A 13,193-nucleotide genomic window follows, 5' to 3' on the forward strand; every position below is an offset into this window, starting at 1 on the left:
CAGGCCACCGGTGACCATCACCATCCTCCCCGCCGTCGGCGACCCGGACACCGACCGCCTCCTCGGCGATCTCCTGCTCCGGCTCCCGGGCGTGCGGCCCCTGCAGAGCGTGGGCGACTCCGCCCGCCTGCTCGACACCCTCGCCGTCCTCGGCGCCGGCCCCCTCGACGACCTGCCCCACGTCGTCCTGGTGCACGAGCGCATCGGACCGGTGCCCGCCCTCGAACTCGTCCGCGAGATCGCCCTGCGCTTCCCCGCCACCGGCGTCATCCTCGTGACCGCCGACGCCGGCCCCGCGCTGTACGCCGCCGCCATGGACTGCGGCGCCCGCGGCCTGGCCGTCCTGCCGCTCACCGCCGAGGACCTCGGCGCCCGCGTCCAGGCCGCCGCGCACTGGGCCGCCGGCGTCCGGCGCCATCTCGGCGGCGGCGAGGCCGGCCCCGCGGCCGCCGGCGGCACCCCGCCCGGCGGCACGCTCGTCGCCGTCGCCGGCGCCAAGGGCGGCGTCGGCACCACCGTCACCGCCGTCCAGCTCGCCCTCGCCGCGAGCGCCGCCGGGCGCACCGTCGCCCTCGCCGACATGGACCTGCAGTCCGGCGACGTCGCCTCCTACCTCGACGTGCAGTTCCGGCGCTCCGCCGCCGACCTCGCCGGCATCAGCGACATCTCGCCGCGCGTCCTGCAGGACGCCCTCTACCCCCACCCCGCCGGAGTGGCCCTCCTCCTCGCCCCCGCCGAGGGCGAACGCGGCGAGGACGTCGGCGACCTCGCCTCCCGCCAGATCACGGCCGCCCTGCGGGCCCGCTACGACGTCGTGGTCGTCGACTGCGGCACGCAGATCACGGCAGCCGGCGCGGCGGTCATCGAGACCGCCGACGTCGCCGTGCTCGTCACCACGCCGGACGTGGTGGCCGTACGCGCCGCCAAGCGCATGGTCAGGCTCTGGGAGCGGCTGCGCATCCGTACGCCCGAGGAGACGACCACCGTGGTCAACCGCCACACCCGCCACGCCGAGATCCAGCCCTCGCTCGTCGCCCGCACGACGGGCACCCGCACCGCGCGCACGACCGTCCCGGCCGGCTACAAGGAACTCCAGGGCGCGGTCGACGCGGGCCGCATGCAGGACCTGGACCCGCGCTCGGCGGTACGGCAGGCCCTGTGGGCACTGGCAGCGGAACTCGGCCTGACCGCGCCGCCGCGACGGCGGCACGCACTGGAGGCCGCACGCGGCGGCACGGGCGCCGATCAGCTCACGCCCGTCCCCGCGGGCGGCCGCTTCCGGCGGCGGTTCGGCGACCGCGGCCAGACGACGGTCGAATTCGTCGGCATCCTGCCGCTGATCCTGGTGGCACTGGCCGTGATCTGGCAGTGCGTCCTGGTCGGCTACGCGTACTCCCTCGCCGGCCACGCGGCCGACAAGGCCGCACGAGCGGGCGCGGTGGGCCGCGACTGCGCGGCCGCCGCGCAGGCCGACCTGCCGGCCGAATGGCAGACGGATCCGCGATGCGGCGCGGAGGGCCCGGTGTACCGGGCGACGGTACGGGTGCGGGTGCCGGTGCTGTTTCCGGGGGCGGTGAACCTGCCGTGGAGCGTGACGGGGACGGCGGGCGTGGCGCGGGAGGATTGATGCGGACCGTCCATCCAGCCCGTCCGGCGTTTGAGGACCGGGGGTCCGGGGGCGGAGCCCCCGGTTTCGGGAAGGGGCGGGGCTGGGGAGAAGCCCGCCGCAGGCGCAGCCGCGACGCCGGCTCCGCCTCCCTCGAGTTCCTCGGCTTCCTGCCGCTGCTGCTCGTCGTCGCCCTCGCCGCCCTCCACCTCGGCCTCGCCGCCTTCGCCGCGCAGCAGGCCGGCATCGCCGCCCGGTCCGCGGCCCGGGCGGCCACGGCGGACGATCCCCGGGGCGGCAGCCCCGCCGCCGCGGCGCGGGCCGCCGTGACCGGTTGGGTCGCCGGCCGGGCGGCGGTCGACGCGGCCCCCTGCCCCCCGGCGGCGGGCGCCGCCACCGCCACCGTGACGGTCGACGTGCCCGCCCTCCTCCCCGGCACCGGCTTCTCCGTGACCCGCACGGCCACGATGGCGTGCCCGGCGCAGGGGGGCGCCCCGTGAGCCTGCGCGCCCGTATGCCCGCCGCGCCCGCGGCCCCCGGCGCCCGGGAGGCCGTGGCGGCCCACCTGGTGCCGGTGTACCGCACGAAGCTGCTGGAGGAGATCGACCTCGCCGAGATGTCGGCGCTGACGGCCGACGAGCGGCGGTCGCGTCTGGAGCGCGTGCTGGGGCACATCATCAGCCGTGAGGGCCCGGTGTTGTCGACCGCCGAGCGGGACCGGTTGATCCGGCGGGTCGTGGACGAGGCCCTGGGCCTGGGTGTGCTGGAGCCGTTGCTGGAGGACCCCTCGGTCACGGAGATCATGGTCAACGGCCCGGAGCACGTCTTCGTCGAGCGGGCCGGCCGGGTCGAGCGCGTGCCCGTCCGGTTCGCTTCCACCGAGCAGTTGATGCAGACGATCGAGCGGATCGTCTCGACCGTCAACCGCCGTGTGGACGAGTCGAATCCGATGGTGGACGCCCGGTTGCCGACCGGGGAGCGGGTCAACGTCATCATCCCGCCGCTCGCCCTGGACGGCCCCACGCTCACCATCCGCCGCTTCCCGCGCGCCTACACGCTGCCGGAGCTCATCGCCGTGGGCACGCTGGACGAGCAGATGGTGGTGCTGCTGTCGGCCCTGGTGCGGGCGAGGTTCAGCCTGGTGGTGTCCGGTCCGACCGGTGCCGGCAAGACGACGCTGCTGAACGCGCTGTCGGGGCTGATCCCGGACGGGGAGCGCATCATCACCGTCGAGGACGCCGCCGAGCTGCAGTTGCAGCAGTCGCATGTCATCCGGCTGGAGTCGCGCCCGCCGAACGTGGAGGGCAAGGGCCGCATCACCATTCGCGACCTGGTGCGCAACTCCCTGCGCATGCGCCCCGATCGCATCATCGTCGGCGAGGTGCGCGGTGGCGAGACGCTCGACATGCTGCAGGCCATGTCGACCGGTCACGACGGTTCGCTGGCCACCGTGCACGCCAACAGTGCCGAGGACGCGCTGATGCGGCTGCGGACCCTCGCGTCCATGTCGGAGGTGAAGATCCCGTACGAGGCGTTGCGCGACCAGATCGACAGTGCCGTCGACTGCCTCGTGCAGCTCGCCCGGCACCCGGACGGCACGCGCCGCATCGCCGAGATCGCCCTGCTGGAGCCCGGCCACCGCCTGGTGACCGTGGCGCGCTTCGAGGCCGAGCCGATGGGCGCCGACCGGCTCGTGCGCGGGGGGTTCGTGCACCTGCCCCTGCCCGCACGGGCCGCCGAACGGCTCCGGCTCGCGGGCGAGGCCGTCCCCCCGGCCTTCGCGGCCACCGGAACGGCCACGGGAACGGCCACCGGCGCGGCAACCGGAACGGCCCCAGGACCGGCCACCGGGCCAACCACCGGAACGGAGAGGTGAGGCACCCGCCCATGGACCACTCGGCACTCCTGACCACCGCCACCACCGGCGCCACCCTGCTGTGCGGCGCCCTCGCCGTCACGGGCGTACGGGCGTACCTCACCGGGCGCGACCGGCACCAGGCCCTGGTCGAGCGCCTGACGGACACCGGGCCCCCGGCGCCCGCCGGGCGCGGGCGGCCCTTCCGCCGCGTCGACCGCCGGCTGCGCGCCACCCGCGCCGGGCGGCGGCTGGAGCACCGCATCGCCTCGACGGGGCTGGACGTGACGGTGGGCGAGTTCGCCGCGTACACGGTGGTCGCGGCGGCGGGGCTGTGGCTGCTGGCGGCCACGTTCCTGGCGCCGTTCTTCGGGCCGCCGGCGGCGGTGGTCGCCGTCTGGTCGGCGCACGGCTTCCTGGCCTGGCAGCGGCGCAAACGGATCGAGAAGTTCATCAACCAGCTGCCCGAACTCGCCCGCATCCTCGCCAACGCCACCCAGGCCGGCCTCGCCCTGCGCACCGCCCTGGGCATGGCCGCGGAGGAGATGGAGGCACCGGCCGGCGAGGAGCTGGCCCGGGTCGCCGACCGGCTGGCCGTCGGTCACTCCGTCGACGAGGCCCTCGGCGAACTCGCCGACCGGCTCCCCTCCCGCGAGCTGGTCGTCCTCGTCACCACCCTCGTCCTCTCCCACCGGGCCGGCGGCACCGTCGTCACCTCCCTGCGCAACCTCACCGCCACCCTGGAGGAGCGCAAGGAGACGCGGCGCGAGGTGCGCACCCAGCTCTCGCAGGTGACCGTCACCGCCTACGTCGTACCGCTCATGGGCCTCGGCACGCTCCTGCTGATGGACCGCATCGCCCCCGGCTCGCTCGACCGGATGACCGCCGACTGGTGGGGCCGTACGGCGGTGGTCGCGGCGTTCGCCCTGTACGGGGCTGGGTTCTTCCTCATCCGCAGGCTCTCGAAGATCGACGTGTGAGGAGTCGCCGATGGAGCCGATGACGGCCCTGCTGCTGGCCCTCCTGGCGGGCGTGTCCGTCGCGGGCGCCTGCTACGGCATCGCGCTGCTGCGCAGCGACGCGCGGCTGCCACCGGACCTGGCCGTCGCCCTGGAGGTCGGCGCGAGCCGTACGACGGCCGTGGGCTCCGCCGTCGACCGTCTCGGCATGCGCTGGGCGCCGCTGGTGCTGCGCCTGATGGGCGACAAGCGCGTGGCCCGGGTGCGCCGTCGGATCGACCGCGCCGGCAACCCGGGCGGCCTGACCGTCGACCGCTACGCCGCCCGGCGCGCCGTCTACGGCGCGCTCGGCTTCGGCGGGGCCCTGGTGATGCTCGCCAAGGGGCAGCCGGTGGCCGCCGTGCTGCTGGTGGCCTTCGGCCTGTTCTGGATCGAGATCGGCATCCGGGTCGCCGTGCGCGAGCGGCGCGACGCCATCGAGCGCACGCTGCCGGACTTCCTGGACGTCCTCGCCGTCGTCGTCAGCGCGGGCCTGGGCTTTAGGCAGGCGCTGGACCGGGTGGCCGAGCGCTACGAGGGCCCGTGGGCCGACGAACTGCGCATCACCCTGCGCCAGCTGGACATGGGCGTCGGCCGGCGGCAGGCCTTCGAGGAGCTGCGCCGGCGCAACGACTCCGAGCAGGTCGCCCGGTTCGTCACCGCCCTGCAGCAGGGCGAGGAGCTCGGCACCCCCATCGTCGACACGCTGATCGGCATCGCCACCGACATGCGCCGCACGGACGCCCAGCAGGCGCGGCGGCGGGCGGCCCGGGCCGTGCCGAAGGCGACGATGGTCATCACGACGTTCATGGTCCCGGGGACGATGATCCTGCTGATCGCGGGGTTCTTCCTGGGCTCGGGCACCGACTTCGGCTCCATCACGGGGGATTGAGCATGCCAGGACCGGTGAGAGGAGAGTCGCCCGATGGCGAACGCGTCCCAGCACACCCACATATCCCCCCACCACGCAGCGCCCTGTTCGGAGCACGGGCCGCAGGCCGGCACGGCGGCGGCCGGGCAATTGCGCGAAGACCGTGAAGGGCCTTCGCGGCTGCAACGCGATATGGGACAGTCGTCGTCCGAAGGCGTCGCCGCCGAGCGGGGGTGAGTCCCATGGTGTCCCAACTTCCCCGCAGGGGAAGGCAATGGGCTCGTACGCACACAGTCGAAGCCTCCCGAGGAGGGAATCATGAGGGGCAACCGCCGGTGGCAGGACCGGGGCCAGACGTCGATCGAGTACCTCGGCATCATCGCGGTGGTCGTGGCGATCATCCTGGTGCTCACCACCACCGACTTCGGCACGATGATCGCGACTGCGATCACCAACCAGATCAGCAAGATCACCGGCTGAGCGCCGGGCCCCGTCCGCACCGCGACGCGGGCCAGGCGTTCCCCCTCTACATCACCGCCGTGGCGGCCCTGCTCTTCCTCGCCCTGGCCTTCTACGCGGTCGGCCGGGCCGGGGCACTGCGCAACAACGCCCAGACCGCGGCCGACGCCGCCGCCCTGGCGGCCGCCCAGGACTACCGGGACCAGCTGCGCACCGGCTTTCTCGCCGCGCTGGGCACCGGCACCGGCTGGGCCGACTGGCTGGCCGGCCGGGGCGCGCGGGACGGACAGGCGTGCGCGGCGGCCGACACGTACGCGGGCGCCAACGGCGCGCGCTCCGGGATCAGTTGCGGGCCCGGCAGTGCACCCGGCTCGTTCACCGTCACCGTGACCTCGCAGCGCACCGTGGGGGACTCCGTCGTCCCCGGTACGCAGGCGCGGCACGCGACGGCGTCGGCCGAGGCGGTGGTGGAGCCGCGCTGCACGGCGGCACCCGCCCCCACGCCGACCCCCACCCCCACTCCCACTCCGTCCGCCTCCGCCTCCGCCTCCTCGACGGCGTCCCCCGCGCCGCCCGGTCCCGGCACGGGCGGCGGTGGCGCGGTGCGGCTGCTGTGCGGCGGCAGCGTGCTCGTCGTCGGCCCCGGGCAGCCCCCGGCGGGCATCCGGGCCGCGGACCTGTTCGCCGTGCGGCTCACCGAATGAGCCGGACGGGGTCGACGCGCGCGCCGTACGAGCCGAACGACCCGTACGCCCCGAACGACCAGCGACCAGCAAAGGACCAGCGACCATGACCTCGCGGATCGCCGGAGCAGCAGCCCTCGTGACAGTGACAGCAACAGCCCTCGCCCTCGCCGGATGCGGAGGCGGGGACGACGCGGGGAAGAAGAACATCGACCTGCAGTCGGCCGGCAGACCCACCACGGGTGCCGGCGCCGCGCCCACCCCCGCCCCCACCGCCGTGCTCGGCGAACTCAAGGGGCCCGAAGGGGTGGTGGTCACCCTCACCTCCGCCGTGCGCGACAAGGGCGGCTTCCTCACCGTGGGCGGCACGGTGACCAACCGCGGCACCAAGCCCTACACGCCCGTCGCCTGGCGCTCGAAGGAGACGGAGATCAAGTCGCAGTCCTCCGTCTCCGGGGCGTCCCTCGTCGACCCGGCCGGCCGCAAGCGCTACCTCGTCCTGCGCGACACCGACGGCGAGTGCCTGTGCACCACCGGCCTCGTCGGCATCCGGCCGGGCGAGAGCCGCGCGGTCTACGCCCAGTTCCCCGCACCGCCCGCCGCCGTCACCGAAGTGGACTTCCAGCTGCCGACCATGCCGTCCGTCCGCATCAGGATCTCGGGGTGAGATGGCCGTGCCGACGCACACCCACGCCCGTACGGCGGTGCTCACCGCCGCGACCGTCCTCGCGCTGTCCGCACCCGCGGCCGCCGCGCCCGCCGTCGCGGCCGGGCCGGGCACCGCACCCGGCACCGCGCCGGGTACCGCCGCGCCCGTGCGCACCGACCCCACCGCCCCCGGCCTGAAGCTGCGCCGCGGCGCCCGCCTCGCCCCGGGCCGCGTGCTCGACGTCAAGTCGGTCGTCGAGACGGACGACGGCGGCGAGCGCCGCGTGGACACCAACACCGACGTCACCTTCGCCCTGCAGGCCGAGGTCCTCTTCGAGAAGGACAGCTCCGGCCTCGGCCCGGCGGCCGTCTCCCGGATCCGTACGATCGCCGACGAGGCCCGCCGGCAGCACGCCACGACCGTGCGCGTCTTCGGCTTCACCGACGACCTGGGCTCGACGGACCACGGCACCGCCCTGTCCAAGGAGCGCGCCAACGCGGTGCAGCGCGAACTGGCCAAGGACCTCGGCTCCTCCGCCGTCCACTACGAGATCCGCGGCTACGGCGAGCAGTACCCCATCGCCGACAACGCCACCGAGGAAGGGCGCCGCAAGAATCGCCGGGTGGAGGTCACCTTCCCCCGCGGCGGCAGCTGACCTGCCCTTTTGGTGCTGAGTTGTAGCCCTTTGCCGCAGCGCGAACACTGAAATCATGACCAGGAACCACATGGTCGGCCTCCCGGACAGCGCGCGCGCCCCGATCGCGGACGCCCGCGCCCTCGGGCCGGTCGACGATTCCGAGCAGATCGAGGTCACCCTCACGCTGCGGCGCCGCGCCGACGTCCCCGCCGGTCTCGTCCAGGGGCCGGAGACCGTCTCGCGGGACGAACTGGCCGAACGCTACGGCGCCGACCCCGCCGACGTGGACCTCGTACGACGCACCGCCGAGCAGCACGGGCTGGAGACGGTCGACGCCCCGCACCCCCGCCAGGTCAAGCTCAAAGGCCCGCTCGCCCGGATCCGCGAGGTCGTGGACCCCGGGGCGATGGAGCGCGTCGAGAGCCCCGATCCGGCGACCGGCGGCCGGACCGAGCACCGCCAGCGCGAGGGCGAGCTGCGCATCCTGCCCGAGTGGGAGAACGTCGTGGTCGGCGTGCAGGGCCTGGACGACCGGCCGCAGGTCCGCCCGCACTTCCGGCGCATGCGGGCGGCCGCGCCCACCTCGTACGCCCCCTCCGACCTGGCCCGCGTCTACGACTTCCCGCAGGGGACGGACGGCACCGGGCGGACCCTGGCGCTCCTGGAATTCGGCGGCGGGGCGGAGCAGCACGACCTCGACGCGTACTTCTCCGGCCTGGGCATCAGCCCCGCCCCCGCCGTCGTCCCCGCCGGCATCGGGGGTGCCGGGAACGCCCCCGACGGCAACCCCGACGGGCCCGACGGAGAGGTGATGCTCGACATCGAGGTGGCCGGCGCCCTCGCACCCGGGGCCCGTCAGGTGGTCTACTTCGCCCCGAACAGCGCCCAGGGCTTCGTCGACGCCCTGGCCACCGCCGTCGCCGCGGACCCGACTCCCGCGGCGGTCAGCATCAGCTGGGGTGCCGCCGAGTCGAACTGGACCGCCCAGTCCAGGAACCTCTTCGACGAGGCACTGGTCGACGCCGCCGCCCTGGGCGTGTCCGTCTTCGCCGCCTCCGGCGACGACGCCAGCACCGACGGTGCGGCCGACGGCAGGCCGCACACCGACTTCCCCGCCTCCAGCCCGCACGTCGTCGCCTGCGGCGGCACCCGCCTGGACGCCGACCCGGTGCACGGCACCGTACGGTCCGAGACGGTGTGGCACACCGACGGCCAGGGCACCGGGGGAGGCGTGAGCCACGCGTTCCGGCTGCCGACCTGGCAGTCCCAGGCCGGAGTGCCGACCGTGCCCGGCCACCCCGCCGGGCGCGGAGTGCCGGACGTCTCCGCCGTCGCCGACCCCGAGACCGGCTACGAGGTCCTCGTCGACGGTCAGCCGCAGGTCGTCGGCGGGACGAGCGCGGTGGCACCGCTGTGGGCGGCCCTCGCCTGCCGCCTCTCCGAGGCCCTCGGGCGCCCCCTGGGCCTGCTGCAGCCCCTGCTGTACCCGGGCGCGATCCCCGGCCACACGGCTCCCGGGTTCCGCGACATCACCCAGGGCGACAACGGCCACTTCACCGCGGCGAACGGCTGGGACGCCTGCACCGGCCTCGGCTCCCCGAACGGCGCCGAACTCCTCGACCGGCTGCGCTCCGTCCCGGCCTGAGGGGCCCGTCATGTCCGCGCCCCACCTCGATCCGGACGCCGCAGGCGACGTCGCCGCGAAAGGAAGCTCGCAGGCGTGGCGCCAGCGGGTGAGCGCACACATCGCCCACCTGCAGGCGCAGATGGACCGGATCACCACGCAACCGCTCCAGCCCGAGGACGCCGCGCTCGCAAAGAAGGCCAACGCGCATCTGGCAGCAGCGCGAAACGCCGTGAACTACCATTCCCGGTCCGCGAAGAGCGCAACGATCGACCGGATATTTTCGAACATCCACAAGGCCGAGGTGAAGATCGTGCGCCTCGTGCCGAGGGACGAACTCCGCTGGTACGGCATGGTCGTCCTCGCCCAGGCGCGGCAGCACCTCGGCTCCGAGGATCCTCGGCTCAGAGCCCTCGAAAGCGAGCTGAAGACGTCCAACAATCAGCTCGGCCTGCACATGAGGGAGCTGGCCATCAGCACGCTCCTGGCGGCACACGACGCGGAGGAGACGGAGCGTGCCCGGGTGCGCAGCTTCCGCAACATTCTGCTGATTTCGGTGATAGCGACCGGTCTGATCGCAGCAGGGTTCGTCATCTGGGGGTACGCCGCACCGCACGTCGTCCCCCGCAACCTGTGCTTCGAGCAGCCGCCCACCCCCGACAACCTGCACCCGGCCGTCGCCTGCCCCGTCGGCCCCCACGCCTCCGGACGCGACGTCCTGCTCGTGGAGCTGTCGGGCCTCGGCGCCGCGGCCCTGGCCGGGGCCATCTCGCTGCGGGACATCCAGGGCACGACCACGCCCTATTCCGTCCCCATGATGCTGATCCTGCTCAGGCTCCCCGTCGGCGCCCTGGCCGCACTCTTCGGGATCTTCCTGATCCACGGCGGCGTCGTCCCCGGCCTGACGGCCCTGGACAACGGCCCCCAGATCGTCGCCTGGGCGGTCATCTTCGGCGTCCTGCAGGAATCGGTGACTCGCCTGATCGACCGGCAGGGCAAGAAGGTCCTGGACAGCGCGCGCGACTCCACGCGAGGAGTGGAGGCAAAGTGACCGCCCTCCGGGCCCGGCACGTCACAACAAGTGATCGGCCTTGCCGGCTTTGATGTCGCGGATGAGGGTGCGGAGTGCTTCGCGGGTGTCGGTGAGGTAGTGGTCCTCGTCTCCGGCGACGGCTATGTAACCGTTGCCGGCCTCGTCCGTGCCTAAGCGGAAGCAGTTGTTTCCTGCGCCACAGAACGGGGCTTCCCAGGTGATGCGGTCCATGGTGAGTGCCTTCCTCCATTGTCACAGCAAGTGGTCGGCCTTGCCGGCTTTGATGTCGCGGATGAGGGTGCGGAGTGCTTCGCGGGTGTCGGTGAGGTAGTGGTCCTCGTCTCCGGCGACAGCTATGTAGCCGTTGCCGGCCTCGTCGGTGCCTAAGCGGAAACATGCGCTTCCTTCGGCGCAGTAGGGGTCTTCCCAGGTGATCTCGGGCATGGCAGCCTCCTCAGAGGTCGCTTGCGATGCCGTGGATGAAGTCCCGTGAACGGGCGGAATCCAGCGCGGACCGTTCCATCCAGTCCAGGTGCGAGCGGTACCGCTCCAGTTGTGACTCGGCGCAGAGAAAGATCGGCCCGTCCGCCGAGTCCAGCTGCACTGTGTCGAGCTGCCGTACGGGGCCTTCCGCATACAACATCGCGTGGCCGGCGCCCGGGAAGGCGCCCGTCTCGACCGGGACGACCCGGAGCACGATGTGGTCCCGCTCCGACATGAGCAGCAGGTGGTTCAGCTGGCGGCCCGTCACTCGTCTCCCTCCGAACTGCATGCGCAGGGCGGCCTCGTGGATGTATCCCACGTAGTGCTGGGGCCGTTGCCGCTCGAAAGCCTGCTGTCGTTGCATGCGGTGTGCCACGCGGAGCTCGACCTCCAGCCGCGGCATGGGAGGCAGAACTGCCGCGAAGATTGCCCGGGCGTAGTCCTCGGTCTGCAGCAGGCCCGGCAGGTGCATGACCTGTGAGGTGAATACCCGTGTGGCGTGCCACTCCAACTCGGCGATGTCGAGCATGCCCGCGGGCACCGTGCCCCTGAAGTCCTCCCACCACCCCCGCTCCCGCTCGGCGGCCATGGCGGCCAGTGCCTCGATGTACTTTTCGTCGCAGCAGGCGTAGTTGCAGGCGAGCGAGCGCACGCGTTCCGGCGTGATCACGCGCACTCCGGCCTCGATGTTGGAGATTTTCGTACGGTCGACGCCGAGCAACCCGGCTGCGTAGTCGGTCGATCGCCCGGCGGCGAGCCGCATCCTGCGCAGTTCGGCTCCCAGCCGCTTCTGGCGCTCGGTCGGTGTCTTCCTGGGTGGCATGCCACCTTCCTACCGGCGGATCGGCGCGGACGTACCCATGTGCACGAACCCTCACTCGTTAGGGGCAATAGCCACTGGAGCAGTGGCACTGTGCCACGGATCCGGCCTAGCTTCGATGCCGCACCGCCAAAGCCCCGCGCAGCGGAAGCGCATCCGACGTCCGTTCCACGGGCGGGGGACAGGCCACCGCGAGGGCCGGGGGCGCGTGCTCATCACTCACCCACCCCCTACGGGAGCGCCGCATGGCATCCGTCAGCCTTTGCCCGGTCGTCCACCCCGCCGTACCCGATGTCGCCGAGCACGTACGGCACGCCTCGATCCAGCACCGGGATCCGTACGACCTTGCCTACAGCTATGCCATCCCCGGTGAGCCGCATGCCGTGGCGGTGGCCCGGGCCGGTGTGCTCCGGGCCCTGGAGGCGCACGGGCTCGGTGACCTCGTGCCGCCCGCCCTGCAGGCGACCGGTGAACTCGTCGCGTGTGCGGCGCTGTTCGAGCCCGGTCAGGTGCTGTACCTGTCGCTGCGGTGGCGGCGGGAAGTGGAGGGGGTGTGCATCACGCTGTGGGATCCGCACTCCGGTCACTCCGAGGCGGACGGTTCCGCGCGGTGCGCGGCGCGGCGCAACCGGATGCTGTATCTGCTGGCGTGCGTCGTGCACGAGTGCAAGGGCAAGTGGGGCGTCATCCGGCCCGCGCCCGGGCGCGAAGGCACCAAGGTCTGGGTGAACCTGCCCCGGGCCGGGGCTGCCGACTACGCTGCGGCGATCGCTTGAGGGGGGAGCGGCGGAGGATCGATTCCTCGCTCCCGTACGGGTGATGGGGTGCATCGGGCCGTCCGGGTCCGGGCAGAGCGGGTGTGTTTCGACCCGTTCTGCATCTGGAGGCACATCGTGCGCCGTCTCACCGTCGTCCTCGTCGGAATCACCGCGTTCTTCGGGCTGCTCGCCGGGCCGGCGAGTGCGGATGACGGGCCGTTCAGCCGGATGGTGAGTGTGAACGCCAACGCCGTCAGCGCGGATCCGTGGCACTCCGGGGCTCCGGAGCGGAACGGGCTCGTCGTCCTGCCGTGAAAGACGACCGCTCCGGCCTCCCGTACGGAAGGCCGGAGCGGTGTGCCGTCAGGAGGGGTGGTCAGCCGCCGAAGGGGCCGCTGGTGTTGCGGTCGGCGGCCTCGCACTGGTGGATGCGCTTCTCGATCTGGCTGGCGCGGTCGAGGGTGCGGCGGGCGGCCTCGCGCTGGCCCTGGCTCTTCTGGCGGGCGGCCTCGCGCTTGAGCGTGTCGGCCTCCTTGTGCAGCTTGGCGACGTCACAGGTGATGCCTGCGGCCTGGGCGGCCGGGGCGACGGTGGCGGCGACGCCACCGGCGAGGGCGGCGGCGAGAACAATGGCGGTCATGCGGCGACGCATGGTCGCTCCTTTCGAATTGCCGATCAGTTCCAGCCATAGCCGTGGCGGGAACTGATCGGTAACCG

Annotated in this window: 17 protein-coding genes; 13 read left to right on the plus strand and 4 right to left on the minus strand. The window is 73.2% G+C overall.

The window, feature by feature from the left end; genetic code table 11:
* Nucleotides 1-10: 10 nt before the first annotated feature.
* From ABD361_RS19155 to ABD361_RS19205, 11 genes are all read left to right on the plus strand, one after another.
* On the plus strand, nt 11-1,627 hold the full coding sequence (locus tag ABD361_RS19155; RefSeq protein WP_344436650.1) for a CpaE/TadZ family protein: 1,617 nt from the start codon (nt 11-13) through the stop codon (nt 1,625-1,627).
* Nucleotides 1,627-2,106, plus strand: a complete 480-nt coding sequence (locus ABD361_RS19160) for a TadE/TadG family type IV pilus assembly protein (protein WP_344436651.1) — start codon at nt 1,627-1,629, stop codon at nt 2,104-2,106. Before ABD361_RS19155 ends, ABD361_RS19160 begins: the two co-directional genes overlap by 1 nt.
* Complete coding sequence (locus ABD361_RS19165) at nt 2,103-3,482, plus strand: TadA family conjugal transfer-associated ATPase (RefSeq protein WP_344436652.1); 1,380 nt, start codon at nt 2,103-2,105, stop codon at nt 3,480-3,482. The genes ABD361_RS19160 and ABD361_RS19165 overlap by 4 nt, the downstream gene beginning before the upstream one ends.
* Nucleotides 3,483-3,493: 11 nt before the next feature.
* Nucleotides 3,494-4,441: a type II secretion system F family protein gene (locus ABD361_RS19170; RefSeq protein ID WP_344436654.1), complete on the plus strand. Its 948-nt coding sequence runs from the start codon at nt 3,494-3,496 to the stop codon at nt 4,439-4,441.
* A gap of 19 nt (nt 4,442-4,460) precedes the next feature.
* Nucleotides 4,461-5,351, plus strand: coding sequence for a DUF5936 domain-containing protein (locus ABD361_RS19175; protein WP_425583266.1), 891 nt, complete (start codon nt 4,461-4,463; stop codon nt 5,349-5,351).
* Nucleotides 5,352-5,648: 297 nt separating this feature from the next.
* Nucleotides 5,649-5,810 (plus strand): Flp family type IVb pilin, encoded by a 162-nt coding sequence (locus ABD361_RS19180; protein ID WP_344436656.1) that lies wholly within the window; start codon nt 5,649-5,651, stop codon nt 5,808-5,810.
* Entirely contained in the window at nt 5,807-6,493 is a 687-nt protein-coding gene (locus tag ABD361_RS19185; RefSeq protein ID WP_344436730.1) for a pilus assembly protein TadG-related protein, read from the plus strand. Before ABD361_RS19180 ends, ABD361_RS19185 begins: the two co-directional genes overlap by 4 nt.
* A gap of 85 nt (nt 6,494-6,578) precedes the next feature.
* Nucleotides 6,579-7,139: a hypothetical protein gene (locus ABD361_RS19190; protein ID WP_344436657.1), complete on the plus strand. Its 561-nt coding sequence runs from the start codon at nt 6,579-6,581 to the stop codon at nt 7,137-7,139.
* 1 nt (nt 7,140) lies between these two features.
* Nucleotides 7,141-7,776, plus strand: coding sequence for an OmpA family protein (locus tag ABD361_RS19195; RefSeq protein WP_344436658.1), 636 nt, complete (start codon nt 7,141-7,143; stop codon nt 7,774-7,776).
* A 55-nt stretch (nt 7,777-7,831) separates the two neighbouring features.
* Complete coding sequence (locus tag ABD361_RS19200; RefSeq protein ID WP_344436659.1) at nt 7,832-9,403, plus strand: S53 family peptidase; 1,572 nt, start codon at nt 7,832-7,834, stop codon at nt 9,401-9,403.
* A gap of 10 nt (nt 9,404-9,413) precedes the next feature.
* Entirely contained in the window at nt 9,414-10,433 is a 1,020-nt protein-coding gene (locus tag ABD361_RS19205; RefSeq protein WP_344436660.1) for a hypothetical protein, read from the plus strand.
* A 21-nt stretch (nt 10,434-10,454) separates the two neighbouring features.
* Here the strand turns inward: ABD361_RS19205 and ABD361_RS19210 are convergent, their stop codons facing one another.
* Genes ABD361_RS19210 through ABD361_RS19220 form a run of 3 tightly spaced genes read right to left on the minus strand, consistent with a single transcriptional unit; the run spans nt 10,455 to nt 11,721 of the window.
* A complete protein-coding gene (locus tag ABD361_RS19210) occupies nt 10,455-10,646 on the minus strand; it encodes a hypothetical protein (RefSeq protein ID WP_344436661.1) in 192 nt (63 codons plus the stop codon).
* Nucleotides 10,647-10,667: 21 nt separating this feature from the next.
* Nucleotides 10,668-10,859 carry a hypothetical protein gene (locus tag ABD361_RS19215; RefSeq protein WP_344436662.1) on the minus strand — a complete coding sequence of 64 codons (192 nt, stop codon included), beginning with the start codon at nt 10,857-10,859 and terminating at the stop codon, nt 10,668-10,670.
* 10 nt (nt 10,860-10,869) lie between these two features.
* Nucleotides 10,870-11,721: a helix-turn-helix domain-containing protein gene (locus ABD361_RS19220; RefSeq protein ID WP_344436663.1), complete on the minus strand. Its 852-nt coding sequence runs from the start codon at nt 11,719-11,721 to the stop codon at nt 10,870-10,872.
* A 242-nt stretch (nt 11,722-11,963) separates the two neighbouring features.
* Between ABD361_RS19220 and ABD361_RS19225 the strand changes: the two genes are divergently transcribed.
* The gene (locus ABD361_RS19225; RefSeq protein WP_344436664.1) at nt 11,964-12,494 is read left to right on the plus strand and encodes an ATP-binding protein; all 531 of its coding nucleotides are present in this window, start codon (nt 11,964-11,966) and stop codon (nt 12,492-12,494) included.
* A 117-nt stretch (nt 12,495-12,611) separates the two neighbouring features.
* Nucleotides 12,612-12,791: a hypothetical protein gene (locus ABD361_RS19230; protein ID WP_344436665.1), complete on the plus strand. Its 180-nt coding sequence runs from the start codon at nt 12,612-12,614 to the stop codon at nt 12,789-12,791.
* A 61-nt stretch (nt 12,792-12,852) separates the two neighbouring features.
* Here ABD361_RS19230 and ABD361_RS19235 read toward each other — a convergent pair whose 3' ends face one another.
* The gene (locus tag ABD361_RS19235; RefSeq protein WP_344436666.1) at nt 12,853-13,128 is read right to left on the minus strand and encodes a hypothetical protein; all 276 of its coding nucleotides are present in this window, start codon (nt 13,126-13,128) and stop codon (nt 12,853-12,855) included.
* Between the last annotated feature and the right edge of the window lie 65 nt (nt 13,129-13,193).

Source organism: Streptomyces luteosporeus (assembly GCF_039532865.1).
GTDB lineage: Bacteria > Actinomycetota > Actinomycetes > Streptomycetales > Streptomycetaceae > Streptomyces > Streptomyces luteosporeus.

Coding starts and splice junctions, on each gene's coding strand:
- ABD361_RS19160 (WP_344436651.1), top strand. CDS start 1,627: ATGCGGACCGTCCATCCAGCCCGTCCGGCGTTTGAGGACCGGGGGTCC.
- ABD361_RS19170 (WP_344436654.1), top strand. CDS start 3,494: ATGGACCACTCGGCACTCCTGACCACCGCCACCACCGGCGCCACCCTG.
- ABD361_RS19175 (WP_425583266.1), top strand. CDS start 4,461: ATGACGGCCCTGCTGCTGGCCCTCCTGGCGGGCGTGTCCGTCGCGGGC.
- ABD361_RS19180 (WP_344436656.1), top strand. CDS start 5,649: ATGAGGGGCAACCGCCGGTGGCAGGACCGGGGCCAGACGTCGATCGAG.
- ABD361_RS19190 (WP_344436657.1), top strand. CDS start 6,579: ATGACCTCGCGGATCGCCGGAGCAGCAGCCCTCGTGACAGTGACAGCA.
- ABD361_RS19195 (WP_344436658.1), top strand. CDS start 7,141: ATGGCCGTGCCGACGCACACCCACGCCCGTACGGCGGTGCTCACCGCC.
- ABD361_RS19200 (WP_344436659.1), top strand. CDS start 7,832: ATGACCAGGAACCACATGGTCGGCCTCCCGGACAGCGCGCGCGCCCCG.
- ABD361_RS19205 (WP_344436660.1), top strand. CDS start 9,414: ATGTCCGCGCCCCACCTCGATCCGGACGCCGCAGGCGACGTCGCCGCG.
- ABD361_RS19210 (WP_344436661.1), bottom strand. CDS start 10,646: ATGGACCGCATCACCTGGGAAGCCCCGTTCTGTGGCGCAGGAAACAAC.
- ABD361_RS19215 (WP_344436662.1), bottom strand. CDS start 10,859: ATGCCCGAGATCACCTGGGAAGACCCCTACTGCGCCGAAGGAAGCGCA.
- ABD361_RS19220 (WP_344436663.1), bottom strand. CDS start 11,721: ATGCCACCCAGGAAGACACCGACCGAGCGCCAGAAGCGGCTGGGAGCC.
- ABD361_RS19225 (WP_344436664.1), top strand. CDS start 11,964: ATGGCATCCGTCAGCCTTTGCCCGGTCGTCCACCCCGCCGTACCCGAT.
- ABD361_RS19235 (WP_344436666.1), bottom strand. CDS start 13,128: ATGCGTCGCCGCATGACCGCCATTGTTCTCGCCGCCGCCCTCGCCGGT.